Origin of the sequence: Bacillus pumilus, assembly GCF_900186955.1 — a bacterium.
In the GTDB taxonomy this organism is placed as follows: domain Bacteria; phylum Bacillota; class Bacilli; order Bacillales; family Bacillaceae; genus Bacillus; species Bacillus pumilus.
The window spans coordinates 2830340-2854041 of record NZ_LT906438.1 but is presented as its reverse complement, the minus strand read 5'-3'; the positions used below and the strand labels follow the sequence as shown (position 1 = coordinate 2854041).

Sequence of the window (23702 nt, the reverse complement as noted above, 5' to 3'; positions counted from 1 at the left end):
GATTTCGACCGAGATAAGTTCGAGCAATTGCGGAGCCTCTCTTAAATAACGGAGGAAAGGAGGAAATCGAATGTCAGGTACTACAGTAGGAGAAATTGTCGCTCGCTTATCGCTAGAATCGAGTCAATTCAGCGCCGGTGTCTCTCAGGCGGAAAGTCAAATGAATCAGATGAGCAATTCAGCCAAGTCGTTAAGCACGCAAATGGGAATCGTTCAGACGGCAGCCCTAGCGGTAGGGGGCGCAGTAGTCGCGGGCATCGGCGTATCAGTTAAAACTGCGGCTGACTTCGAGCAAGCAATGTCGAAAGTTCAGTCGATTTCGGGCGCTACCGGACAGGACTTCGAAGCCCTTCGAAAAGTTGCTATGGATCTCGGAGAATCGACGAAGTTTACGGCGACAGAGGCAGCGCAAGGACTCCAATACTTAGCGATGGCGGGCTTCAGCGTTAAAGATCAGATCGGCTCGTTACCGGCTGTATTAAACATGGCGGCTGCTGCTTCGGTGGACATGGGAACGTCGGCGGACATCGTGTCGAATATCATGACGGGCTTCGGAATCGCGTCGGAAGATTCAACGTACGCGGTTGACGTTCTAGTTAAAACGATGACCAGTGCGAACACCGATCTATTACAACTCGGAGACGCAATGAAGTACGTAGCACCAGTTGCGACGTCGCTCGGATTTACGTTCGAGGAAACGGCGGCCGCAGTTGCGAAAATGTCTGACGCCGGTATTCAAGGTTCGATGGCCGGTACGGCATTACGGGCGGGCATGTTACGGCTTGCTAACCCAATCGGGCGTGCCGCGAAGGCAACTAAGGCGTACGGCATCGAAGTACAAGACGCTTCGGGTAAGATGAAGCCCCTACCGGAAATCATCGGCCACTTAAACGAAAAGCTCGGCCACTTAGGTCAGGCGCAGAAGACGGCTGCAATAGCGTCGCTCGTCGGAACAGAAGCAGCGTCGGGGTTTGCGGCGTTATTAGCGACCGGAGAAAAGAGCCTTAAATCGTATACGAAGTCGCTAGAAGAATCAGCCGGAACAGCGCAAAGTGTCGCGGATGTGCAGATGGATAACCTATACGGCGCATTCGAGAAATTTACGTCAGCACTCGAAGGCGTAGGTATCAAACTTGGAAACGAGTTCTTACCGCACCTACGGTCTATCGTCGACCACGGGACGAAGTTAGTCGACTTATTTAGTAAGGTCAACCCGAGCGTCGTAGCGACGGGTCTCGCAATGGCGGGCACTTCGGCGGCAATCGCACTTACGGCTGCTTCGGCAGTCAAACTCGGCTTTGCATTGCGTGGATTATTCGCGGCAATGGGGCCAGCCGGATGGATCATAACGGGTCTTTCGTTGCTTGGCGGTTTATTGGTCGGCGTTTCTGCCGGCTATAAAGCGATGAATACCGTCAGCCTCGAAGCGGCAAACGCGAAGCAAAAGGAAGTCGACGGCATAAACAAGACGATCAAAGAGTACGACGGCTTGCAGGCGAAAATGAAACTGACGAACGATGAATTACTACGCTACTTAGACAACAAGGACGCGCTGGCTAACGAAAAAGATTCGGCTGCGATTAAGAAACTAAACGCAGAACAAGACGGCCTCCGTAAGAGCTCGGGACTTACGAATGAGGAGTTCGACCGGTTCTTACAGTTGAACGATCAGATTATCAAGAAGTCTCCGGAAACAGAAGCGGCCTTCTCGGCGCAGGGCAATGCGATCGCGAAGAATACCGAAGCGATGAAACGTTTGAGTGCGGAGAAAGCGGAAGAATTGCGCTTGGAACTCGAAAAGCAAAAGACGATCTCTGAGCGCAACATGGAGGGGCATCTTCAAAAAGAGAAGCAATTAAAGCAGGAAATAAACTCAGAGGCTAGCAAGAGAGCTGAGAAAGAGCAGGCCGTTACTAACCAACTAGCTACAGTAGAAAGTATTGAAAGAAAGATCGCCGAGGCTAAAAAGAATGGAAATCAAGCGGAAGCGCAGATGCATCAGGTAACACTCGCACAGGAAAAGCAGATTCTAGATACAAAGAGGAACGAGCTAATAAAAAGTACCGAGATACTTCAAAAGAAACAGGCAAGTCTCGCTGAAACACAGAAGGAGATCGGCAAGTTAACTCAGGTCAATCAAAAATTGATAGATTTAGAATTGCGACAAGTGGGCCTAACAGCTAAAAAGGGCCAAGGAGTCGCGGTGCTAGATAAAGAACTCGGAAAACTTAATGAAGCACGATGGAAACTTATTAACAATACGACAGCGGCCGATAAAAAGACGGCTGAATATCGCAAATCACTTGCCGCAATTGAAAAGGAAATTACGCAATTAGAGCAAACAAGGAGCAAAGTCGTTGAGATAACCGGCCAAGCATCGGTCATGAATGCGGAACTCAGCAAGGACCTCAGTAAGCGCATAACGATCATCACAACGGATGTCACACGTAAAACGGAACGAGCCGTCAGCCGTGGGCGTGGAAACGAAGGTACTTACCACGTCGGAGGCATCGTCGGCAAACCGGCCGGCAAGTTGCATTCAGGCGGAATGGCTTCGAAGTTTATCGACCGTCCAATGAGTCACGAAGTTGATATTCGCGCTCTACGAAATGAAATGGTCTTGACGGAAGCACAACAATCGAACTTATTCCGGATGCTAGACGCTGGTCATACGGCTCGGGTTGCGTCAGTAGGCGGCTATAGCCCGCAAATGCAAGCGGGCCTTTCAAACCTCGCAAATGCTGTCGAGTCACTTAAGGGGCTATCGGTAGTTATGGAAGGCGAAGTGGTCGGTCGTATCGTCGAGCCACACGTAAGTAGACGGCAGATGGACGAAATAGATCGAAGCAGTTATTAGGGAGGAGGTGAGCGGTTGAGCAACGCTAGTTTCATCAAAGCGATAGCGCCGGACGCGCAGAAAATATACCGGAATTACAACATACTCGCGTCGCTTGTCATTGCGCAGGGCTGCCTAGAATCCGGCTACGGAAATTCGGGATTGGCCACGAAAGGTAAGAACTTGTTTGGCGTAAAAGGTTCGTACAAAGGCTCTTCTATTCGGATGTTGACGTGGGAAGTGTACAATGGAAGAAACGTGCAAGTTTACGCTGACTTCCGTAAGTATCCGTCTTGGTACGAATCGATGCAGGACCTCGCGAAGCTATACATTAACGGAACGAGCTGGAACCCGAATCACTACAAAGCCGTCGTCGGACAGACGAACTACCGGAAAGCAACGAAGGCTCTCGTTAGTGCCGGATATGCAACGGACCCAGCGTACGCGACGAAATTGAACAACATTATCGCGACGCATAACCTAACGAAGTACGACACGAAGAAGACGACAGACACAAGCACCGACGTAGATAAGCCAGCGAAGCCAAAACCGGAACCATCCGTTGTTGACGTAGACGAAAAATTTAATGAAGATGCATTCTCGCCGGATATTGTTTTCGGGCGCTCTTCAGCGATTCCACGTTCGGATGCAAACTTCCGTATTCAATACCGCAATGGAACTATTATCGACATGGCACGAGACCTATCTGTTTTAGTACGTAGTCTAGTCGTATCTGCGCCGGCTCCGAATATTACCTACGAAAATATCCCGGGAAAAAACGGATCTTATCGCACAGGCAAAGATTTTGGAAATCGCCGTATCACAGCCGACTGCACGATGTATGCTGAAGACGCCGCCGACTTCTACTTGTTACGCGACGAAATATATAACGCTCTTTATCAGGAATCCGAGTTTTATCTAGTCGCGGAGGGCAATCCGAAGAAACGTTGGCGAGTCGAATTGAGCGATTCTTTTGATCCGGAGAGAAGCGGAAGCGTGGCCGATTTTACACTAACGTTCGAAAGCGCATCTCCTTACTGCGAATCGGTCGGTACGACGCAGGACCCGTTTACTTTTGACACGAGTCTTTGGCAGTTCGGTGAAAACCTAGAGGACACTATTCCGGTCTATAAACATAAGACAAAGAGCTTCCGTATTTACAATGCGGGGGCTATTCGTATTGATCCGTTGGGATTGCCTTTCGTTATTTCGTATAAAGGCGCCTCATCTAAGTTAAAGATCACGAACAAAACGACCGGCGATGCTTGGCAATATACGGGCGATACGACGTCGAAAGAGACGGTTATTTTGGACGGGGTCAAGGCGCGTAAAGACGGCGTAAGTATTTTCGGAGATACCAACCGGCAGACAATCCGACTAGAGCCGGGGTGGAACGAATTTGTGTTGTCGGGAACGAGCGGATCATTCGAAATCAAATTCGATTTCCGATTCTATTATTTCTAGGAGGTGGCGCGATGGAGCTACTTATAAAAACGGTAAGAGGCGAAGTCGAGGCGCTTACTGACTACGACTGTACGGTACGAGAAACGGCTGAGAATGAGAAATCGCTTGACGTGTCGGTTTTGAGTACGAGAAACAACGATCACTCATTCGGGTTGATCGAGAACGAAAACATCTTCGTTTGCGACGGAGAGGAATACGTCATCAAGAAGACGCGTCCAGTCACGGCAAATAAAACGATAAAGATCGAAGCATCCGGCGTCTATAAACCGTTGATCGATCTAGCGGATAACTATGTTTATAGTAAGTCCGGAAAGAAAAAGAAGATGACCGTAGACGACATGGTTGCGATCGCCCTCGAAGGATCGGGCTACTCATCCGACATCTCACCGGAAGGCCTAGACGCGACGTTTGAACTCGAAGATTTCGGCGATGGATTCTCTAACGATTTATTGCGAGATATACTCGATAAATACAAAGCGGAATATACCATCGAGGGGAAAAAGGTAGTCATTGCGAAGGAATTGGCTCGCGACACCGATTATCAGATTCGGCATAAGTTCAATGCCCGCGACGAATCCGTTGAGATCGATACGAGTTCGTTAAAGACGTACATCCGAGGATACGGCAAACAGAACGACAAGACGAAGGCGTACGCGGTTGAACTTGAGTACACGAGTCCACTTGCGGAAATCTACGGAATCAAGCACGCCGCACCTATTCGCGATGATGCTTACACCGATAAAAACGCAGATGAACTAGAGCTTCGATTGCAAGAAGAACTAACGGATACGATCGAGCTATCTTTGACGCTGACGTATACGGAGCTACGACATTTCGGCGTCCAAGACATCCGCAAAGGCGACTACGTATGGTGCATGATCGATCCGTTCGGAATCAACAAGCGGATCAAAGTTGTCGGAGTTGAACGCTATTCAGATCCGAATAAGTCCCCAGTTTACACATTCGGAAAGCTGAAACGCGATATTAAAACGGACATGAAAAACTTTCGGAAGACTGAGAAGCGCGTATCCAAGTTGATTGATGCGTCCGGAAAAGTAAAAGGGACATCGGTAGGTTCCGGAATACGTATCGGAAGCGATGCGAACTTTGACGACGGTTATGACCCGACAACTATTCCGAAATACGGACCGGCGACGGCGGTTTCCAATGGATTGATGACGTCAAACGACTTTCAGAAGCTACAAAGTATCGTAGTCGGTCCGGATGGCAAACCGCAAGTAGACATGGCAAGTTCATCTAAAGCCGGATTAATATCGTCATCTGATTTTATAAAACTATCGAAGATCATCGTCAGTTCTTCCGGAGCAAACGTGGACCTTAATAAACTTGTATCGGATTTATCGGCGCTTACTGCGAGAGTGGTCGCGCTAGAATCAAAATAAAGGAGGAACTAAATGGCTAACGTATTTTTAAAGCGGATCGCGTCGGCGTGGGACCGCATTGCTCGTAATAACTTGAACGATAACTTCGATAGTATCGAGCAAGGCTTTACGAAAGCGGCCGCCGAGCTAAATGCCCATAAAAACGCATCGCCCGCACACAAGTCCGAGCAAATTCAGCACGGGCTTTTTACGGCTGCTAATCGCCTAGATAACTTAAACGCTCGCTTTGCGAATCTAGTCGTTAACCACGACGGTGAAGACGTCAAAGAAGTCGTCGATCTGCGGGTAGCACTCGATGCATCTACGCATCCGACGGCGAAAGACAGATTCGACTATGACTTCGCGAAGCTGATGAAAAAGATCGAAGATATGGCGGTATTTGTTTCGTTGCGTCCGTACTTAGAGAAATACGGAAACTTCGATGACGCGATGCAAGCGGCGCTGGACCTGTCGAAGTCAACGCCCATTACGCTTGTGGTTCCGCCTGGGAACTATACGCAAACGCGAACGCTTCGGATTTTCAGAAACACGCGACTAATCGTTCAGGGCGGTGCAGTTATCAAAAGAAACTTCGTCGGTTCAATGCTAGTCAACGGACTTGAAACGGATAATTTCAGCGGCTATAACGGGCACGGAAATATCGTGATTGAAGGCGGAGGCACCTTCGACAGCAACGGCGCAGTAATCAAACAACAATGTTCCGTGTTTGGATTTGCGCACGCTGACGGAATTATCATCCGGGATATTACCGTACTAGATGTATGCGGAGGGCACGCATTTGACTGCGCTGGAAATCAGAACGTCTTGATCGAGAACGTTAAGTTTAAGGGATACGCTGACTACGTAGGCGATCGATGGTTCTCGGCGGCCATTCAGATCGACTTAATGCGTTCATCAGCAAACTTCGGCGCGTTCGGTTCGTACGATCAAACTGTCACACGGAATATCGTCATTCGTGGCAACTATTTCGGCCGTTCAAGCAAGCTAGGCGGCTGGGCGCGTGCCGTCGATTCTCATACGAGTACGGACGGTGTTTGGTATTCGGTCATCCGAATCCTAGATAACGTCATTGAGGACACGACAGAGTACGCAATCAGCGGCAACAAATGGTACGACACGAGAATTAGCGGCAACAAGATAAACAACTGCGCTTCCGGTATTCGTATTCTTCTTCCGAGAGTCACGACGCAATACACGCAGGATGCAAACGGAAATCCTACGGGGCGCGTCAATAAAACGAAGCACCACGTTATCACAGAAAACACGATCACCAACATTACGAAGAATCATGCGATTCAGGTATACGGTCGTAAAGACTATCAGACGATCGACGACGTAGTTATTTCCGGCAACGTAATAGATGGTGTTGTTGCGCGCCACGGAATACACATCTCCGACGTTTACAACTATACGATTGCAAATAACGTAGTCGACAACGTAGGTCACCACGGCATTCTGATAACCCGAAGCACTTACGGTTCTGCAACGGCTAATACTTTGCGGGGCGTCAAGGGAAACGGAATCCGTATCGAGGAAGGGCGCTGTAATAACGTTACTGTCGCGAATAATGTGTTAAAGGACGTCGGCTTTTCCGGAATCTCCGTATCGGGGGACTCACGGAGAGTACGCGTCTTTTTTAATACGCTTGTAGATGTCGGAACGCGAGCAACCGAAAGCGACGGTTATGACGGGATCATTTTCTTATCCGGCGTTGCGCGGTCTATGTGCGCGTTCAACGACATTACCGGACTAGGAATGCGTCATGGTATTTATCTGACGAATACATGCTCGCAAATTTCATCGTACGGAAATTACGTTAAAGGTGCGGGCTTTGACGACAGCTATAACGACAACAGCGTCGACCCAATCACTTCGACTGCGAACGTTATTTAAAGGGAGGAAAACGGATGTTAGCAAAAGATGGCGCTTTGTCATTCGACGTCAATGCGCAAACAAAGCGGCCTATCAATGCCGCCATACAATTCAGCACGCAAGATATAAAAACGGCGCGTCTATCCTTTAAGCTCACGAAAGATGGCGTTCCTTTACCGTTATCGGCGGTCGTAGGTAAATTAGTCCTTTCGATGGCGGATGGAAGCCGTTTTATACGAGCAATCACACTAGTAAATAAGCCAGAAGGACTGGCCGAGTACGTTTTATCGGCGGATGAAATTCGTCATTATGGAAACGTAAAAGCCGAATTGATTCTTTATTACACGAACGGCCAAGCGCTATCCATTCATAAATTCGGATTCAGCATCGAGCAGTCACTTATCGATCAAAATATCGTACCCGTTGCGGAATATTACATCGATGACTTTGAAACGCTGCGGGGTCAAATTAACGATCTTTATGACGATGTAGTAGCAACCGTCGCCGAAATCGAAGCAAAATTCGAAGATTTAGACAACGTTGAAACGAAGGTTGGAGCGCAAGAAAAAGTAGATGATCACGCAAATAATTCGGATGTCCATGTCACTGCGAAGAAGAAAGCGGAATGGGACGCCAAGGAGACGACGGCCGGCGCGCAAGCAAAAGTAACCGCCCACGCAAACGATGCTATAAAGCACGTGACTAACGAAGAGCGCTCGACATGGAACTCGAAGGAAACTACGTCGGGGGCGCAGCAAAAAGTAGACGAGGCATTGCAGACGGCGAAGGATCTTATGGCTAACTTTCAACAGCGCAAAATCACTGAAGATACTGGCCTGCCCTTAATATCGTTAAAAGACACATCCGGAAGCATTTTAGAGTCCATAATCAACAACGGATTGGGGCAGGGCACGTTTTACGCAATCGCCCGGTCGCGCGACTTACCGAATACCCGATCATTTAGGGGATTTTACCACATGACCGATGCTACAAATGGTAAAGGAACATTCGGATGGGTGTACGCGACAGATTACTTCAATAACGTTTATACGAATTATCTCAATAATAACGTATGGAGCGGATGGCGTCGGATACTAACGGATGCAGATGCTACCCCAACTTGGGAAACGCCGTCTTTAGGTAACGGGTGGAAGCAATACGTATCGCCGGACGGATTTCCTCACACGGTACGCTACACGAAGGACGCGTTCGGTGTTGTTGAAATCGTCGGCTCAATTGCAGGCGGGGCACTCGGTAATAACGTCGCCGCATTCACGTTGCTACCCGATTACTTTCCGATTCAATCAATGCATTTTATCGGAGTGGCTTCGAGTGTGGGAACGACGAATGTTCCGCAATACCACCGTACGTATATCGGAACAGACGGAAAGGTTTGTATTCAATCGTGCTCTAATACGGCTAATCCGAACGAATTTATCACGTTTGGCTTCCGTTTTAGGGCGGCGAAAGTATAGGAGGTGCTTTAATGATACGCGTATATAAATACGATGAAAATTACGTGTGGCAACCAGCCGAAGAAATACTCGTCGACGTTGAGAATGGCGAAGAGGTACCGGAGGGCTTCACGTCAGCTAAGCCGCAGGATGGTTTGTTTATCGCGACGTTTAATCCGGATAAAGAAGAGTGGTTCGAAGGGGCTACTCAGGAATATATCGACAGTCTCTTTCCGGAAGCGGCTCCGTCTGAACTCGAACTTGTACGTCAACAGCAGGCGGAATTGGTTTTCACATTAATGATGAAGGGAGTGATTTAATGAACTGGTTCTCGATCATCAAGAAGTTTTACGGGGACGGGGATTGGACGAAGGAGCAAGTCGCAGCCGCGGTCGTTATGAAAAAGATCACGCCGGAACAATACGAAGAAATTACGGGAGATAAATACGAAGCTGATAAGCCGCCGGCCGAAGAGTCGTAGGCTTTTTATTTTGGAAGGAGAGACGTATGTATGGCGGAGCCGAGCAATACCGAATTAAACGAAAAGATTTCGGACATTCGCGAGTGGCTCGTTCGTATCGATACTAAGGTCGACTTTTTCAACGATGTTAAAACAAAAGCAGACCAAGCGGACGAGAAAGCGGATGAAGCGTTGGCACTCGCAAAAGAAAACCGCGCAGACATTTTAGACATGCGCGCAAATACGAAGTGGGTTTGGGGCGTGATGCTTACGGTAGTGGGTTTGTTGCTATCGCTAGGTCTCGCGCTTTTTAAATAAAACGAAAAGGGAGACGATTGTATGACGATTAAAGTGACGCAGGATCTTGTATCTCCGAGTAAGTACGGAATTAAATGTCCGAATGCGATGGACGCGAAATACATCACGTTCCATAACACAGCTAACGATGCGCCAGCTAAAAATGAAATCTCGTATATGAACGGAAATAACAATCAGGTATCGTACCACTTCGCAGTAGATGACGTAGAGGTTCGTCAGGGGATACCGGTAAATAGAAACGCTTGGCACTGCGGAGATGGCTCCGGACCAAACAGCGGAAACAGAACGTCAATCGGCGTTGAGGTGTGCTATTCAAAATCCGGAGGCGAGCGCTATAAAAAGGCAGAAGCATTGGCGATTAAATTCATTGCGCAGCTTCTAAAAGAACACGGATGGGGCGTCGATCGCGTCAAAAAGCACGAAGATTGGAGCGGAAAACACTGCCCGCATCGTGTGCTCGATGAAGGTCGTTGGGGCGCAGTTAAATCGGCTATTGCGAAAGAGCTCGCAGCACTAAACGGAACCAAAGCGCCTGCAAAAACGGGCACAGCGACTAAGCCGGTGAAAGCGACTAAACCAAAAGCGCCGTCCAAAAAATTAGCGGTACCGACCGGCGTGATCCGTCAAGGTGCTCGCGGCACGGCAGTTACGCAACTTCAGAACGCATTGGCAGCCGTATATTTCTACCCGGACAAAGGGGCGAAGAATAACGGCATCGACGGCATCTACGGTCCGAAAACGGCTAACGCAGTCAAGCGATTCCAGTCGACGCAGGCAGGCATCGCAAACGACGGTATTTACGGGTCCGCAACACGCGCCAAATTAGTGGCGGCACTAAAGAAAGCGGGGTATAGCGTATGAAGAAGAATATTAGCGCAGGAACGGTGACTCGATTTATTTTACTTGCGTTGGCTCTCGTAAATAGCGGGCTAACGATGTTTGGCGTGCAGACGATTCCGGTAGACGAGGCGGCGGTGTCCGATTTTATTGCGCTGTTGTTCCTCGGGGCGACTTCGCTTTTGGCGTACTGGAAAGATAACGATGTATCCAAGAAAGCGCGCGAAAGAAAAGCGTTAGATGAGGTCGGCAAGAAATAAGAGGAACTTTCGGCGGTTGCTTACGTATAAAAACGTAGGTAGCCGTTCTACATAACAATAACGTATAATTAAAAGAAAAAGGTCGTGGTTAAATGAAGCGTGTTAGACTACTTTTTTCTATAGTAATAGCCTTGCTGATAGTTGCGGGGTGTTCGTCGAATACTCAGCCGAGTAGTAAAGACGAAGAGGTCCAAGCGGAAGAAACCAACGCAAATGAAAACTTACGTGAGGACAGCGATCTGTGGGCCTATAGTTCGGAAATTAATGACGAGGATAATATCGACGGGCTGAATATAAAAGTTGATCGAATTCTTATTTCGCCGTCAAGCGCCCATATCGCAATAAAAGGTTCGATCGAAAATATCGGCCATTCTTCCTTCGAAGCCTTTCCGGCATCCGAAACGATTAAGTTAAACACAGGTGAAGAACTCGGTCCGGAAGAATTAATCAAAGTATCGGAAGAAGGTACGCCTAAGCTGAAGAACAAAGGCGATAGGCTCGACTTCTTTTACGCATGGCCTATGTCGAATACGTCACCAAACGAAGTTACTAGCGTTAATTTATCGTGGGAAATTTACGAAATGTCCGGTAAGGACGTTTCTGACACGTCTTCATTTACGCGCGAATATACATTTAATCAATAACGAAAAGCCCCGTCCCTAACCGGATGGGGTGTTTTTTACGTTTATCAGATCCGCAAACTTAACGAAATTAGTATCGCCTCGATTATCCTTCACACGAAATTCCTTCCGTAGATGGTCCACGTATACAACGCGGCCACTTACTTCGCGAACAAAGCCGTCATCGTACACTTCGAAGTCTAGCGGCAGGTCTTCGCTCACCGCCGAAGATATAACGTACTCAAATTCGCCGACCTGCTCCTCACTTAATACCGGTCGATCTATTTTCTGCTTCGCGAGATGTAATTGACGCAAAGCCTCGTTATGTTCCGGCAATATGAACTTCATCTGCCAGCGATTTTGATCTTTTTCCTCATTCCACATCGGCGACACCTCCGGTTAAATTATAACCGAATGTGTGTTCGTTTATCAATCGTTACTTTTATACGCGCTATTCACTGCTTCTCGCAATTCTTCATCGACGGAAGGGGCGTCGTTATCAATTTTGAAGAACAGCTTCTCGAGTAGTTTTTCTAATTGTTCTATATTAGTGCGTAAATATCCGTCATTTTTGGTCTTGGATAATTCGTAAATTCGTTCATTTTTCAAGTCGTTGAGTTTATTTTTAATTTCAGATAGTTCCCTAAAATAACGTTTACTTACAGTCTTTTCCTCCATGTTTTTTCCTCCTTAGATTTAAGTTCATCGTACCTCAAACAATTTATTCATATCGCGTATCTCTAAAACTTCGCATATCTTTCCGATGTGCGATCGATTAACCGTCGTTCTTTGTTGTTGTGATAATTCACTGATAACGTTCGGGCGTAATCCTGCTTTTTCCGCGAGTTCCTTTTTAGTCATGCCGATTTCTGCGAGAAGATCGTCTAACTTTACGTATAACTCCATCGAATTACCTCCGTTTCTATAAGTTGAGTATATCGGAATATCGCTATCGTGTAAATAAAAATATTGACATATCGATATTTATTTCGTTAATATTAAAATAACGATATAGCGATATGGAGGGATCGACATGCATTACTTAGCGGAACACCAAACGTTCTCATCGACGCAGGCCCTAAACACGGCCGTCTACGAACATATCAAACGAAACTCATACGACTTATCAGATACGGCGCGGGCCGCACTTAAACAGATCGCACGTTATGCGGTTAAATTCGCAGGCGCAGCGCATCTCAAAGCGGAAACTCTAGCGGACCTGATCGGTAAATCCGTCAAGACGGCACGCCGCGTTCTTAATCAACTGGCTGCGCTGAACATCGTCAAGAAGGTCGCAACGACTCGTAAAATCAACGGGGGCAAGGGCGCAAACATAATCGTCATCTTACCGTTAGACGCGAATGACCAGTCGACAGTGACCACTCGCCAGGCGCCGGAAAACGCCGATGTACCAACGGTTGAGACGGCGAAAATCGAAAATGAACCATCGGATTCTATTAATCTTAAAAATAAAAAGCACGTTAAAGATACGGCTACGGTGCCGGCTGAAGCGCTGAAAAACTCGTTGCCAACGGAAATCTACAACGCTATGAGTCGCTTCTTTGACGCAGCAGAAATCTATAAATATTACGGATTGTTATTGCGTGCTAAGGCTTCCGTAGATCCTGCGTTAATGATCGAACATGATCCGGAGCCGTTCGTAGATGCGTGGTACAAAACGATACTCAAAGCGAAATTGAACGAAATTAGCCGTTTTGATGATTACGTGTATATTTCGTTCCAACGTGCAGCAAGCGAGGCAAAACGCCGTAAAATGCGTGGTAAATTAGAGGCGTTCGAGGCGTTTATCGAAGCGGAATAACTGGACGCAAAAAAAAAAGACGGCAACTAAGCCGTCCTATCGTTTTCGAAAAGTCTTCCGTTCCTTATTTAATTTTTCCGTAATTTGAACAAGCGGAGAATGTTTTGAATGTTGTTCTTTCAGCGAGCTTTTAGACAAGTGAGTGTACCGTTTAACCATACGCATATCTCTATGGCCAAGCATCGCTTGTAAGTGCCGAATGTCTCCGCCGTTTTCTAAGTACATCGTAGCGCCAGTGTGCCGGAATAAGTGAGGGTGTACCTTTTTAGTAATACCGACTTGTTCTGCGTATCTATTTAATTGTTTCCGAAAATGGTTCGTCTCTAATTGTTCTCCGTAGTTACTTAAGAATACGAAGGGACTTTCGAAGTCTTCGTTTTCTATAAGAAGTTCTTTTATTAAGTTCATCGTTTTCCTTTCGAGAGGGACGAATCTTCCTTGACGTGTTTTAACGTCCCATGCGCTGAAGTAAACGGTACTTGACGCATAATCTACGTTTTCTTTCGTTAATGATAAGATTTCGCCGATGCGGGCCATTGAATCGACTAGAAACGTCATGATTACATAGTCGCGGAAACCTACGAACGTCCGCTGATCCGGGGCACTTAAAAGCCTTCGTAATTCATCCGGAGATAGTATGTTTACCATTTCTTCCGGATCGCTAACTAGCTTCGTATCATCAAACGGGTTTAGTAGTGCCGATCCTTCGTGTTGAGCAAACCGAAAGAGGGTCCGTAGTGTTTTTATATAATCGTTTACGGACTTCGGCGACATACCGGGCGTTTTGTGTTCGTCTTTTTTGAACTTGTGGCCGTCGAATTTAACCCGTTCGTGCAACAAATACGCAACAAAGCCGCGTGCAAAGTCGACGTCTATATCACGTATGTCATCGTCTAGTCCGATCATGCGCGCGTATTCTAATAGGTAACGACATGCCCTCCGGTACCGGTCGATTGTTTCCGGTGCTCTATTTTCCGCGAGCTTTGCTTCGCATATTTTCTCGCAGATAACCGAGATTGAATACGTTTTGCCGCGCGATGTTTTAGTAATCGTCCTTTCCGCCTTAACGCGCTTACCTTTCCGTCGTTCTGAATGCATTAAAAAATCGCCTCCTATTTCGTATAGAAGACGATCGATTTACCGGTGCGCTTCACTGCGCGTTATAGGAGCGGTACACTACGATAAGTCATCGCTTAAGTCACCGTTAAGCAAACGTTGATATACCGCCGTTAAACCGGAGTATGGAGCATAGCGGGATCGAACCGCTGACCTCTACGCTGCCAGCGTAGCGCTCTCCCAGCTGAGCTAATGCCCCGGGATGTTTCAACAAATATTATTATATTTAATTCCCCCTTAGAATACAAGGGGGAAGGCTATTTTTTTATTTTTAATGAGAAATCTCTCAAATTTGTATTAAGCATTATTTTTAACCTTGGGGACGACTTGGGGACGGAAATTTCCTCTCTCTGAATTTGTGTTCCTCAGATGTTTAGGATCAAACTTGTTAAAGTGATTTGCTGCACTCTTTTTCATTTCATCTGTTACATGGCCGTATATATCAGATGTTGTTCTGGCGCTAGCGTGTCCGGCACGTCTTTGAATAGCGCTAATGCTTTCGCCAGCTTCCATTAATAAAGCAACCATAGTGTGACGCAAATCATGTAAACGGATATTTTTTATTTTATATTTTTGCGTGATTCGATTCCATTTGGTAGTAGGTGTTGTGAAATAATAGGGCTTTCCAAACCCACTATGAAAAATGTATTGATGATCTCCGCCCTCCCAGGCATCATCTAGCTTTTCCTTTTCTCTTTTCCACATATGATAATAAAGTGACAGCTCATTCATATACCAATCCGGCATCTGCACAAACCGTTTTGAACTTTTAGACTTAGGGTCTTTTACATGCGGTTTTCCTTGAATTGTCTTTGAAAGTGAACGATTAATTTTAAATCCACCAGCATCCCAATCCACGTCTAAATGCCATTCAAGTGCAAGACCTTCGCCTCGTCTCAATCCACCTATCATCGCTGCTAAGAAATAAAGTCTCCATTTAATATCAACTTCTTCATATAGAATCTTAATACATTGAGCAGCTTCATCCGCTTCGAAATAGTTCATTTCCTTCTTCTCGTTGACTGGCAAGGGCAATCCCTTCATTGGATCAATCTTGATAATCTTCCATTCTTCAGCTGCGGTTTTAAAAACTACCTGCAGTAATTTAAAAATATCTAATATTGTTCTCTCTCCTAATCCTCCTGGCTTTCCATCTTTTCTCGCGCCATCCTTTGATAAATCATCTAAAAAGTCTACGATATGTAAACTCTTTATCCGTTCTATCCTCATATGTCCAAAAACGGGGAGAATGTGATTTTTTAAGAGACTCCAATAAACATCCGATGTTGTCAAAGAATAAGGTTTTCCACTCTTTTGGTAGAGCTTTTTTTCTTTCCACTTATAGATGAAGGATTCAAAGGTTAGTTTTTCTGGTTCGATATATTCTCCAGAATTCACTTCCATCTTGAACTGATAGAGTTGATCCGAAAGGTATTCCTGCAATTTTCTTTTTGTTTTTAACAGTTTATGATCTTCTATACGAATAGTTTTATATTTTCTTAACCTTTTGCCATTAGCATCATATCCAGTTTCAACAACTAATCTAAAAGAATTGCTGCCTCTTTTTTCAATGCTAGCCATATAAAACGCTCCTTGTCTGAGAAAAAACTTTTTGATTGTAAAGGTTTAATCGATGCTTCGCAAATGATGGAGTGACTTTAAAAGTTTTAGTTAAAAATTGAATTGCTTGGTCAGGGTCTACAGGTATATTTACTGATCTCAACATAAAAGTTGGTACTGCAAAATGGTACATAAAATTATTCGACTTCCATTCTTGATATAACCTAAATGAATCGGGCATCATCAGTTGATTTCCCTTATGAAAAAGAATGTGGCCAACTTCATGACAAAACTTTTCCCATCTAATGCTTTTATTCAATCTCTTATCTAAGATAATAATTTGGGTATCCTTATTAATTATGGCTCTTGATGAAATGTCTTTATAACAAACTTCAATCCCTAATTTTTCAGAAATAGTATCAATAGATTGTTCAGAAGGATTTAAGATTTTCATTTCTGCATATAGTCTATTAACGTTATCTTCTAAATGAGTATAGATATATTTCAATTTAATAAGCTCCTTCAAGTTAGTTTCGGGAACTGGTGTTCTATTTTTGGGTAAAAATAAATACTCTTATCGAGCATTTATTTTAAATTAACTGTTAATTCTTTTGGTTCGGAAACGCTATCCAAATTTTCGTCAAATGGAGCACTCATCACAATTCTAACGCTTTGTATTTTAGAAACATCAGAATCAATAGGTACAGCAATTTGATATTCTCTTTTCGCATTACCAAAAAGTTTCATATCATATTGTTCAATGTCAGTATAAAGGTTATTATTACTGACCTTAATCTGTTCTTTAGTGTTTAAAATTAAATGACTAATACCAGAAAAATTGATAGTTTCTTTATCTGTATTCTCTACAGAAAATTTAATATCAATAAAATGAAAAGGGTTTGTTAATTCAAAATCAATTAAACTTTGATATTCAGTTAGTCGATCATCAGGAATATTTGACAACTTCATTAAGTTGACATGTTCAAAATTTATATTGAGCGGGCCCATTTTCTGTGATTTAATTTTTTCTTGGCTTTTTAAGTAATTAAATAATTCTCCTGTTTCATCATCTTTGTAACTGTCATTTGTCTGTTTTTCATTTGCTTCTTTTTGCTTTTTCTCTGAAACTTTTTCTTGTGAGTTTGCAGAAGGTTCATCTGTCGTCTTAGTTGAGTTACATCCAGCTAAGAGAACGAGCAATGATAGGCAAATTACAAACATTGATTTCTTCCTCATAATTGCCCCCTAAAGGAATCATTTGTTCTGTTTTTTTTCTCTCTCTTTTCTCTTTTTAAACAACTCGTATACCACTTCAAATTCTTCAATTAATTCTTCCACATCTTCCGGTTTACTATCAAAGAACAATCCGTCATGGGATTTTGCCCACTCATAAATCTTTCTTTGATACTGAGTCAGTTTGGGACTTTCAGAATTACTTGTCTCACTCTCATCGATGTAACCAGCTTTGATCATTAATTCTTCATAATCACATTGATATGCTTTAGAAATTAATTTTAGTGTTTCTGGAGTTGGTTTGATTTCTTTACCTGTTCTTGGGTCTTTCCCATTTTCAATTTTCCCAAGGTAGGTATGACTTATGCCAATTCGTTTGGCAGCTTCTCTTTGAGACAGTTTTCCTCTTGCTTTTATCAAATATTCTCCAAGTTTGGACATTAGCATCACCTGTAATACGTAGTTTACATTATATTTAAATTCTTTAAAACAAAAAATGTGTAAATCATGATTGACACTACTGTAAACCTTGTGTTACTATTTGTTCAAGGAGGTGTAACACATGGTTTTCACTAACAGATTACGTGAGATCAGAAAAGGTGTTGGAATGTCAATATCTGAATTGGCAAGAAGAACTGAAATGTCTCGCGCAAACATTACGAAAATTGAGCTTCACGGACAAGAGCCATCTGGTTTCACTATGCTGAGAATTGCAAGTGTTTTAAATAAAGATCCAAGGGATATTTTTTTTGAGTCGAGTGGTACACAAGAGTTACAAAATGAAAAAGAGAATACCGGTTAATAAATTGATTTTTGCGGTTCTTATGGTTTACAAATTCTGAAGGAGGTTTTTAAAATGCCAACAAAATCAACTATGAACGTTCAAGAAACGGCTGATTTTCTTGGAGTCCATCATGACACTGTTTACACAATGGTGAAAGAGCGGCAAATACCATTCTTCCGAGTAAGAAAAAGAATTTTATTTAAAAGAGAAGTTCTTGAAGAATGGCAATTAGCACAAATGGAATCCAACTTTCAGCCAGTGATTGATTAAGAATTTACCACCTTAGAATACAGCGGATATATGAGATTTCCTGTTCCAATTCGGAACATGTTCCAGATAGGAACACTGAAAGGGGGTGGAGAGCTTTTGAAGTTGGGTGTGGTGCTTCGGAAAGCCCGAGTGCAAGCAGGCATTTCCCAAGAGAAACTTGCGGAAATGCTTAGCCGCTCTCGAAGCTGCATATCAAAAATCGAAAATGATATGAAGGTACTTGATGTACCTACATACGTCAGGTGGATGGAAGCAACTAATGCGAAAGAAGCAATGATTGCTACATTATGCGGCATTGATCCACTGGCAGTCACACAGCAAATTACCGCCATTATGGCCCTGTTCGGAGGATGAAGATGAAGAAACGAAATTCGATTTTCAAAAGCATTAATAACGATGCGATAACAAGAGAAATGATCTGCATCGAAACATTACAAAAACGATTGATGAATGCATTAGAGAGTGCTGATACAGATACAGCATTGGCAGCTCACAAAGATATTGCTAAATCATTAAAACAAATTCAGCGCTATGAGAAAGAAGCCAAGATTCAACTTTTGAAAGCATCTGCAAAGATTACATCAGTAACATATCCAAAATCACTAAAAAACAAAATGAAAGGATTGATTTAGATGAAGTTTGTATTTGTGGCAAGCAAGTTAATGAAAGCAAAGGAAGTCATTGAGGTATGTAATGAGCGGTTCAGCGAGGAAGGAGAAATTGCACTGGCTCAAATCGAAACGCAATTAAAGTCACGTATGGAATTTGAACAAAGAAAAAAGCAGCAAGCTCCTACACTCACTGCTTAGTTCATGAATATCGAAATGATCGAATTTATTATATCGCTCTTTAAAGAGCACGACAAGTATTATTCTTGTCGTCCGGCTTGCGGATGGAATATATGCACACACACACTCATCCATTCCAAATGAACACCATCCGCAGTCGGACGATGCGAATAAGCATCAATAAATCATAGGAGGAAAAAGTAATGAGAGAAAAACCTGTTCTTCAACCTTTTTCAGAAAGACGTGGCGATCAAGTCCGTTTAGCGAAAGTTGGAGGGAAAATTGTGATTACTTTTCATGGGGAACCTATTTTCTTTTTCCCGAATCAAGAGTCATATGAAGAATATAAAAAGCTCACTGCTGATGCGATCAGAAGAAAGATTGGTGTTTTAGCATGAACATTGAACATCCAATGATCACTCAAATAAATGCCACTGGTTATCCAAAAGGAATTGAAGTGGTTGATGTTGTTGGAACTGACTACTTCGGGGATGAGATTTTCTCAAATGATGAGTATGTCATTGATGAGAATGTTGGAGAAATGATCCTCTTAGACAATTTGAACCGCTATTTGAAGGAGAAACTTGACTTCAAATTTGTGAATGAAAATTAAAAAGGTTCACTCCCACAAGTGAACCTTTCCCAAAAATTACAGAATAAAGTGTCAACCCCTATTATAGCAGGTTGGCACTGTAAATCAATGGAGGCTTGTTCATGACCAAAAATATCAGGTTGGCAGAACTCCATCTATCAAATTTCAAGGGTGTAAAATCATTCACCCTTGAAACAGGTGGAGAAAGCGCGAGGGTCTATGGCGATAACGCCACAGGCAAAACAACGTTGTTTGATGCTTTCATGTGGTTGCTCTTTGATAAAGACAGCCAAAACAAAAAAGATTTTGAGATCAAGACGCTTTCCAAGGAAAACAAAGCGGTAAGCGGCGTTGATCATGAGGTATCGGCTGTACTCTTAATCGATGGAAAGTCCGTTGAATTGAAAAAGGTCTATTCAGAGAAATGGACCAAGAAACGGGGATCAGCAAAGCAAGTCTTTTCTGGCCATACCACCAATTATCATGTGAATGGTGTACCAGTTAAGAAAAAAGAGTTTGCTGAGAAGGTCAATGAGATCATCTCTGAAGATATTTTCAAACTCATTACGTCCCCAAGTTATTTCAACGAACAAATGAAGTGGCAGGATCGTTTGGGCGTACTCATGGAGATCGGCGGAGCTGTGACTGATGAGGACGTAATTAAAAAGAACAGTTCTTTATCCGCTCTCCCTTCAATTTTAGATGAAAGAAGTCTTGATGAACAAAAGAGCATCCTTGCTGAAAAACGTAAAAAGATCAATAAGCTCTTGGAGCAATATCCTGTCAGAATCGATGAAATCAATCGTTCTATTGAAGATGTAACTACTCTTAACCAAGAGCAATTGAAAGAAGACTTAAAAGCAATACAGGCATCAATTGATGATATGGAGAAAGAAGCTCGCTCTATCAAAGCGGATGCAGGAGCAGATCGTAAGAAGCGTATGCTTCAGCTCGAAGGCGATCTGCAACAAATAAAAAATGACCACGACTCAGAAAGATTCCAGGTAGTGAATGAGAAAAAAGAAGCCTACTACAAAGTGAAAAACGATCTTTCTCAAATCAAGCATAACCTTGACAGCTTAAAAACTAAAAAGGATCACTTAACATCCTTTTTGTCTCAAACAGACAAAGAGCGTGTTGGGTTGCGGGAGGAATGGTCTAAAAAGTACGAAGAATCGTTTGAGGATCATCAAACAGATTGTCCAACATGCGGACAAGCACTGCCGGAAGAAAATATTCAAGCTGCTATTGAGAAATTCAATTTGCAAAAAAGCGCCTCCCTTGAGCGAATAGTGGATAAGGGAAAGCAATTAGGAATTGAATATGACAATAAGCAGAACGAGTTATATGAGGTTGATGAGAAGATTCAGCTTTTGATCATGAAAGAGAAATTTACGACAGCAGCCGTTGAAAAACTGAAAGAAGATATGGAGCAAGCTGAAGCGTCCATTGCTCCGCTCTCCAATAATCCATTTTACCTAGCCAAGATCGAGGAGATTGAGGAGATCAATAAAGAGATCCAGTCTGATGAACAAGAGACTAGTGGAGCTGTTCAATCGATTAATGAACAGATCAAGGAAAAACAGCAGGAAATGACCTTGATCCGTAATGATCTTTCTCGCATCGATCAAGCTCAAAAAGCCCTCAACCGAATTGAGGAGCTAAAGGAAGAAGAACGTAAAATGGCTGAGGATTATAACGAGGTAGAACAACAAACTTTTCTCATTGAGGAGTTTATACGCACCAAAATGAACCTTATGGAAGAACGGATAAACAGCAAATTCAAATTTGCCCGCTTCAAGCTCTTTGAAGAGCAAGTCAACGGCGGCTTAACAGAAACCTGTGAAACGCTGTATGAAGGCGTGCCTTACTCTAAAGGGTTAAACAATGCGGCACGTATTAATGTCGGTTTAGACATCATTAATACGTTAAATGAGCATTATGGTATTTCTGCGCCGATCTTCGTTGATAACAGCGAGGCGGTCACGTGTCTTATCGATGTGAATGCTCAAGTTATTAGCTTGATAGTATCCGACAAGGACAAGCAGCTGCGAGTTGAGACTGAAGACAACTTGCTGACTGTAGATTGTGAGGTGATCGCATGAGTGAAGTGGTAGAAGTGAAAGTTCTTTCAGGTATAGGTTGGGAAGATTGCAGACGTGAAAAACTTCTGATTGATGGTAAACAGGTCATGGACGTTCGTCCGCTCTCTGAATGTCCTGAAGATGCAATTTTGGAAAGAGATCTAAAAGGTCCAACGGATTTTGCTGAAATGCTAGAGACCTTTCTAAGAGAGCATAAAGGCAAAAAGGTCAGATTTATTTATGAGGAGGATACGGATGAGTAAGAATCAACTGGCAAACGTTCAAAAAGATATAACTGATGATGTGAACAATAGTCTAGGCAGATTACAAGATGATGGCCTAGTTCTTCCATCAAACTATAATGCTAGCAATGCTTTGAAAAGCGCCTTTTTTAAACTTCAAGAAGTGAAGGATAAATCAGGGAGGCCCGCTTTAGAAGTCTGCACCAGAGAATCTATTGCCAATTCCTTGCTAGATATGGTCGTTCAAGGTTTAAGCCCTGCAAAAACTCAATGTTATTTCATTGTGTACGGGAATAAATTGCAGATGAATCGCTCGTATTTCGGCACACAAGCAGTGCTGAAACGTTTGACCAATGTCAAGGATATATGGTCAAACGTGATTTATGAAGGGGATGTCTTTGAATATGAGATTGATGGAGGGCAAGAAAAACTCATTAAACATGAAACGAAGCTTGAAAACCGAGATAAAGACATCATTGGAGCATATGCAGTTGTAAAAACCATTGATGACATTGAGTTACTAACCCCGATGACAAAGAAAGAAATCGAAACTGCTTGGAGTCAATCGAAAACAAGTGGTGCGGTTCAGAAAAAGTTTCCACAGGAAATGGCCCAAAGAACAGTTATTAATCGTGCTGCCAAAAGATATATAAACACAAGTGATGACAGCGATCTACTTGTCCAAGCAATCAATAATTCAACCGAGAATGAGTATGACAATGAGAGGGTTGATGTTACACCGGATGAAGTGAAAAAAGAAATTAGTGAGAATGCTAATTCAGAAATTATTGATGTTGGTTTCAATGAACCTGAAGAAGATTCAGAACAGCACCAAGAAACACCTGAAATAAAGCAACGTGAAGAACCTGAGCCACAACCATCAAATGAACATTTTGAAAAGCCGTCTGCATTGAATGAGGAGCCACCATTTTGATTGAGATCAAAGCTATATCGTCAAGCAGTAAGGGGAATTGCTATCGGGTGACTGATGGTAAAACCCCGCTCCTTTTGGAGTGCGGTATCACCTTTAAAGAGATGCAACGTGCTTTTGATTTTAATATGCGATTTGAGGGGTGTCTCATCACCCATGAACATGGTGATCATTGCAAGGCTTTAAAAGATGTCTTGCGTGCAGGAATCGATTGTTATATGTCTCATGGAACGGCAAAAGCTCTTGGAGTGGAAAAGAACCACAGAATCAATCTTGTAAAAGCCCGACAGGCGTTTAGGATCGGCACGTGGCTAATTATGCCCTTTGATGTTCAACACGACGTATCAGAGCCATATGGCTTCCTATTGGCTAATGAGGACGGAGACAAGCTCCTCTTTGCCACTGACACCTATTACATCAAATACAAGTTCCCTGGACTCACGCACATCATGGTTGAGTGCAATTACTCTGAATCGATCTTGGATACAAATATTGAGAATGGGAGCATCCATAAAAGCATGCGTAACCGCCTCATACAGTCGCATTTCAGCTTAGAGAATGTAAAGACATTCCTAGAGGCAAATGACTTGTCAAAAGTGCAGGAAATATGGTTGTTACACCTATCTGACACAAACAGTGATGAGCAACTATTCAAACAAGAAATAGCAAAACAAACTGGAAAGGTTGTCTATGTTCCAAAATGAGCGAGCTTGTTAAAACAGCTTATCCCTATTGTTTTATTACTTTGGCTAGATC

The 23702-nt window shown here is 43.6% G+C and carries 31 protein-coding genes and 1 tRNA gene; 23 read left to right on the top strand and 9 right to left on the bottom strand.

The features are described from left to right. Positions 1-70: 70 nt before the first annotated feature. The 11 genes from CKW02_RS14880 (at position 71) to CKW02_RS14830 (ending at position 11548) form a co-directional block, all read left to right on the top strand. A complete protein-coding gene (locus CKW02_RS14880; protein WP_003213388.1) occupies positions 71-2857 on the top strand; it encodes a phage tail tape measure protein in 2787 nt (928 codons plus the stop codon). Positions 2858-2872: 15 nt separating this feature from the next. Next, entirely contained in the window at positions 2873-4300 is a 1428-nt protein-coding gene (locus CKW02_RS14875; RefSeq protein ID WP_003213566.1) for a glucosaminidase domain-containing protein, read from the top strand. An 11-nt stretch (positions 4301-4311) separates the two neighbouring features. After that, positions 4312-5703, top strand: coding sequence for a phage tail protein (locus CKW02_RS14870; RefSeq protein WP_003213720.1), 1392 nt, complete (start codon positions 4312-4314; stop codon positions 5701-5703). 12 nt (positions 5704-5715) lie between these two features. Beyond that, positions 5716-7596 carry a right-handed parallel beta-helix repeat-containing protein gene (locus CKW02_RS14865; RefSeq protein WP_003212731.1) on the top strand — a complete coding sequence of 627 codons (1881 nt, stop codon included), beginning with the start codon at positions 5716-5718 and terminating at the stop codon, positions 7594-7596. Positions 7597-7610: 14 nt separating this feature from the next. Then, positions 7611-9050, top strand: coding sequence for a phage baseplate upper protein (locus CKW02_RS14860; RefSeq protein ID WP_003212778.1), 1440 nt, complete (start codon positions 7611-7613; stop codon positions 9048-9050). Positions 9051-9061: 11 nt separating this feature from the next. Then, a complete protein-coding gene (locus CKW02_RS14855; RefSeq protein WP_003212998.1) occupies positions 9062-9349 on the top strand; it encodes a YomQ N-terminal domain-containing protein in 288 nt (95 codons plus the stop codon). Then, positions 9349-9510, top strand: a complete 162-nt coding sequence (locus tag CKW02_RS14850) for an XkdX family protein (RefSeq protein ID WP_003213019.1) — start codon at positions 9349-9351, stop codon at positions 9508-9510. Before CKW02_RS14855 ends, CKW02_RS14850 begins: the two co-directional genes overlap by 1 nt. A 30-nt stretch (positions 9511-9540) precedes the next feature. Then, positions 9541-9807, top strand: a complete 267-nt coding sequence (locus tag CKW02_RS14845; protein ID WP_003213691.1) for a hemolysin XhlA family protein — start codon at positions 9541-9543, stop codon at positions 9805-9807. 21 nt (positions 9808-9828) lie between these two features. Beyond that, on the top strand, positions 9829-10668 hold the full coding sequence (locus CKW02_RS14840; RefSeq protein WP_003212823.1) for a peptidoglycan recognition protein family protein: 840 nt from the start codon (positions 9829-9831) through the stop codon (positions 10666-10668). Further along, a complete protein-coding gene (locus CKW02_RS14835) occupies positions 10665-10904 on the top strand; it encodes a phage holin (protein WP_034620087.1) in 240 nt (79 codons plus the stop codon). Before CKW02_RS14840 ends, CKW02_RS14835 begins: the two co-directional genes overlap by 4 nt. Positions 10905-10996: 92 nt before the next feature. Next, positions 10997-11548, top strand: a complete 552-nt coding sequence (locus CKW02_RS14830; RefSeq protein WP_034620086.1) for a hypothetical protein — start codon at positions 10997-10999, stop codon at positions 11546-11548. A 15-nt stretch (positions 11549-11563) separates the two neighbouring features. Here the strand turns inward: CKW02_RS14830 and CKW02_RS14825 are convergent, their stop codons facing one another. Genes CKW02_RS14825 through CKW02_RS14815 form a run of 3 tightly spaced genes read right to left on the bottom strand, consistent with a single transcriptional unit; the run spans position 11564 to position 12430 of the window. After that, on the bottom strand, positions 11564-11908 hold the full coding sequence (locus CKW02_RS14825; protein WP_034620085.1) for a YolD-like family protein: 345 nt from the start codon (positions 11906-11908) through the stop codon (positions 11564-11566). Between the two features lie 45 nt (positions 11909-11953). Beyond that, positions 11954-12202 carry a hypothetical protein gene (locus CKW02_RS14820; RefSeq protein ID WP_003212702.1) on the bottom strand — a complete coding sequence of 83 codons (249 nt, stop codon included), beginning with the start codon at positions 12200-12202 and terminating at the stop codon, positions 11954-11956. 24 nt (positions 12203-12226) lie between these two features. Beyond that, positions 12227-12430, bottom strand: a complete 204-nt coding sequence (locus tag CKW02_RS14815) for a helix-turn-helix domain-containing protein (RefSeq protein ID WP_034620084.1) — start codon at positions 12428-12430, stop codon at positions 12227-12229. A 127-nt stretch (positions 12431-12557) separates the two neighbouring features. Here CKW02_RS14815 and CKW02_RS14810 point away from each other — a divergent pair, with 127 nt between their 5' ends. After that, positions 12558-13346, top strand: coding sequence for a helix-turn-helix domain-containing protein (locus CKW02_RS14810; protein WP_003212822.1), 789 nt, complete (start codon positions 12558-12560; stop codon positions 13344-13346). 36 nt (positions 13347-13382) lie between these two features. Here CKW02_RS14810 and CKW02_RS14805 read toward each other — a convergent pair whose 3' ends face one another. The 6 genes from CKW02_RS14805 to CKW02_RS14780 form a co-directional block, all read right to left on the bottom strand. Then, entirely contained in the window at positions 13383-14444 is a 1062-nt protein-coding gene (locus tag CKW02_RS14805) for a tyrosine-type recombinase/integrase (RefSeq protein WP_003213006.1), read from the bottom strand. Positions 14445-14588: 144 nt separating this feature from the next. Next, positions 14589-14661: transfer RNA gene (locus CKW02_RS14800), tRNA-Ala, on the bottom strand. Positions 14662-14759: 98 nt separating this feature from the next. Beyond that, positions 14760-16043, bottom strand: coding sequence for a tyrosine-type recombinase/integrase (locus CKW02_RS14795; RefSeq protein WP_003213100.1), 1284 nt, complete (start codon positions 16041-16043; stop codon positions 14760-14762). After that, a complete protein-coding gene (locus tag CKW02_RS14790; RefSeq protein WP_003213204.1) occupies positions 16036-16530 on the bottom strand; it encodes an ImmA/IrrE family metallo-endopeptidase in 495 nt (164 codons plus the stop codon). The genes CKW02_RS14795 and CKW02_RS14790 overlap by 8 nt, the downstream gene beginning before the upstream one ends. A gap of 77 nt (positions 16531-16607) precedes the next feature. Next, positions 16608-17258, bottom strand: coding sequence for a hypothetical protein (locus CKW02_RS14785; protein ID WP_003213355.1), 651 nt, complete (start codon positions 17256-17258; stop codon positions 16608-16610). Positions 17259-17276: 18 nt separating this feature from the next. Continuing rightward, positions 17277-17696, bottom strand: coding sequence for a helix-turn-helix domain-containing protein (locus tag CKW02_RS14780; RefSeq protein ID WP_003213755.1), 420 nt, complete (start codon positions 17694-17696; stop codon positions 17277-17279). A 121-nt stretch (positions 17697-17817) separates the two neighbouring features. On the opposite strand from CKW02_RS14780, the gene CKW02_RS14775 reads away from it, so the two are divergent. From CKW02_RS14775 to CKW02_RS14730, 11 genes are all read left to right on the top strand, one after another. Beyond that, positions 17818-18057, top strand: coding sequence for a helix-turn-helix domain-containing protein (locus tag CKW02_RS14775; protein WP_003213298.1), 240 nt, complete (start codon positions 17818-17820; stop codon positions 18055-18057). Positions 18058-18111: 54 nt separating this feature from the next. Further along, positions 18112-18309: a helix-turn-helix domain-containing protein gene (locus tag CKW02_RS14770; RefSeq protein ID WP_003213103.1), complete on the top strand. Its 198-nt coding sequence runs from the start codon at positions 18112-18114 to the stop codon at positions 18307-18309. A gap of 96 nt (positions 18310-18405) precedes the next feature. Further along, positions 18406-18663: a helix-turn-helix domain-containing protein gene (locus CKW02_RS14765; RefSeq protein ID WP_231129537.1), complete on the top strand. Its 258-nt coding sequence runs from the start codon at positions 18406-18408 to the stop codon at positions 18661-18663. A 2-nt stretch (positions 18664-18665) separates the two neighbouring features. Then, the gene (locus tag CKW02_RS14760; protein WP_034620083.1) at positions 18666-18941 is read left to right on the top strand and encodes a hypothetical protein; all 276 of its coding nucleotides are present in this window, start codon (positions 18666-18668) and stop codon (positions 18939-18941) included. Next, a complete protein-coding gene (locus CKW02_RS20165; protein WP_003212625.1) occupies positions 18942-19118 on the top strand; it encodes a hypothetical protein in 177 nt (58 codons plus the stop codon). Between the two features lie 182 nt (positions 19119-19300). Next, positions 19301-19495 carry a hypothetical protein gene (locus CKW02_RS14755; protein ID WP_003213455.1) on the top strand — a complete coding sequence of 65 codons (195 nt, stop codon included), beginning with the start codon at positions 19301-19303 and terminating at the stop codon, positions 19493-19495. Next, entirely contained in the window at positions 19492-19710 is a 219-nt protein-coding gene (locus CKW02_RS14750; RefSeq protein ID WP_003213591.1) for a YqaI family protein, read from the top strand. The genes CKW02_RS14755 and CKW02_RS14750 overlap by 4 nt, the downstream gene beginning before the upstream one ends. A gap of 101 nt (positions 19711-19811) precedes the next feature. Then, a complete protein-coding gene (locus CKW02_RS14745) occupies positions 19812-21794 on the top strand; it encodes an AAA family ATPase (RefSeq protein ID WP_003213022.1) in 1983 nt (660 codons plus the stop codon). Further along, on the top strand, positions 21791-22036 hold the full coding sequence (locus CKW02_RS14740; RefSeq protein WP_003213418.1) for a hypothetical protein: 246 nt from the start codon (positions 21791-21793) through the stop codon (positions 22034-22036). The genes CKW02_RS14745 and CKW02_RS14740 overlap by 4 nt, the downstream gene beginning before the upstream one ends. Beyond that, entirely contained in the window at positions 22029-22949 is a 921-nt protein-coding gene (locus CKW02_RS14735; protein ID WP_003212883.1) for a recombinase RecT, read from the top strand. The genes CKW02_RS14740 and CKW02_RS14735 overlap by 8 nt, the downstream gene beginning before the upstream one ends. After that, complete coding sequence (locus CKW02_RS14730) at positions 22946-23650, top strand: MBL fold metallo-hydrolase (protein ID WP_003213248.1); 705 nt, start codon at positions 22946-22948, stop codon at positions 23648-23650. Before CKW02_RS14735 ends, CKW02_RS14730 begins: the two co-directional genes overlap by 4 nt. Positions 23651-23702 lie beyond the last annotated feature (52 nt).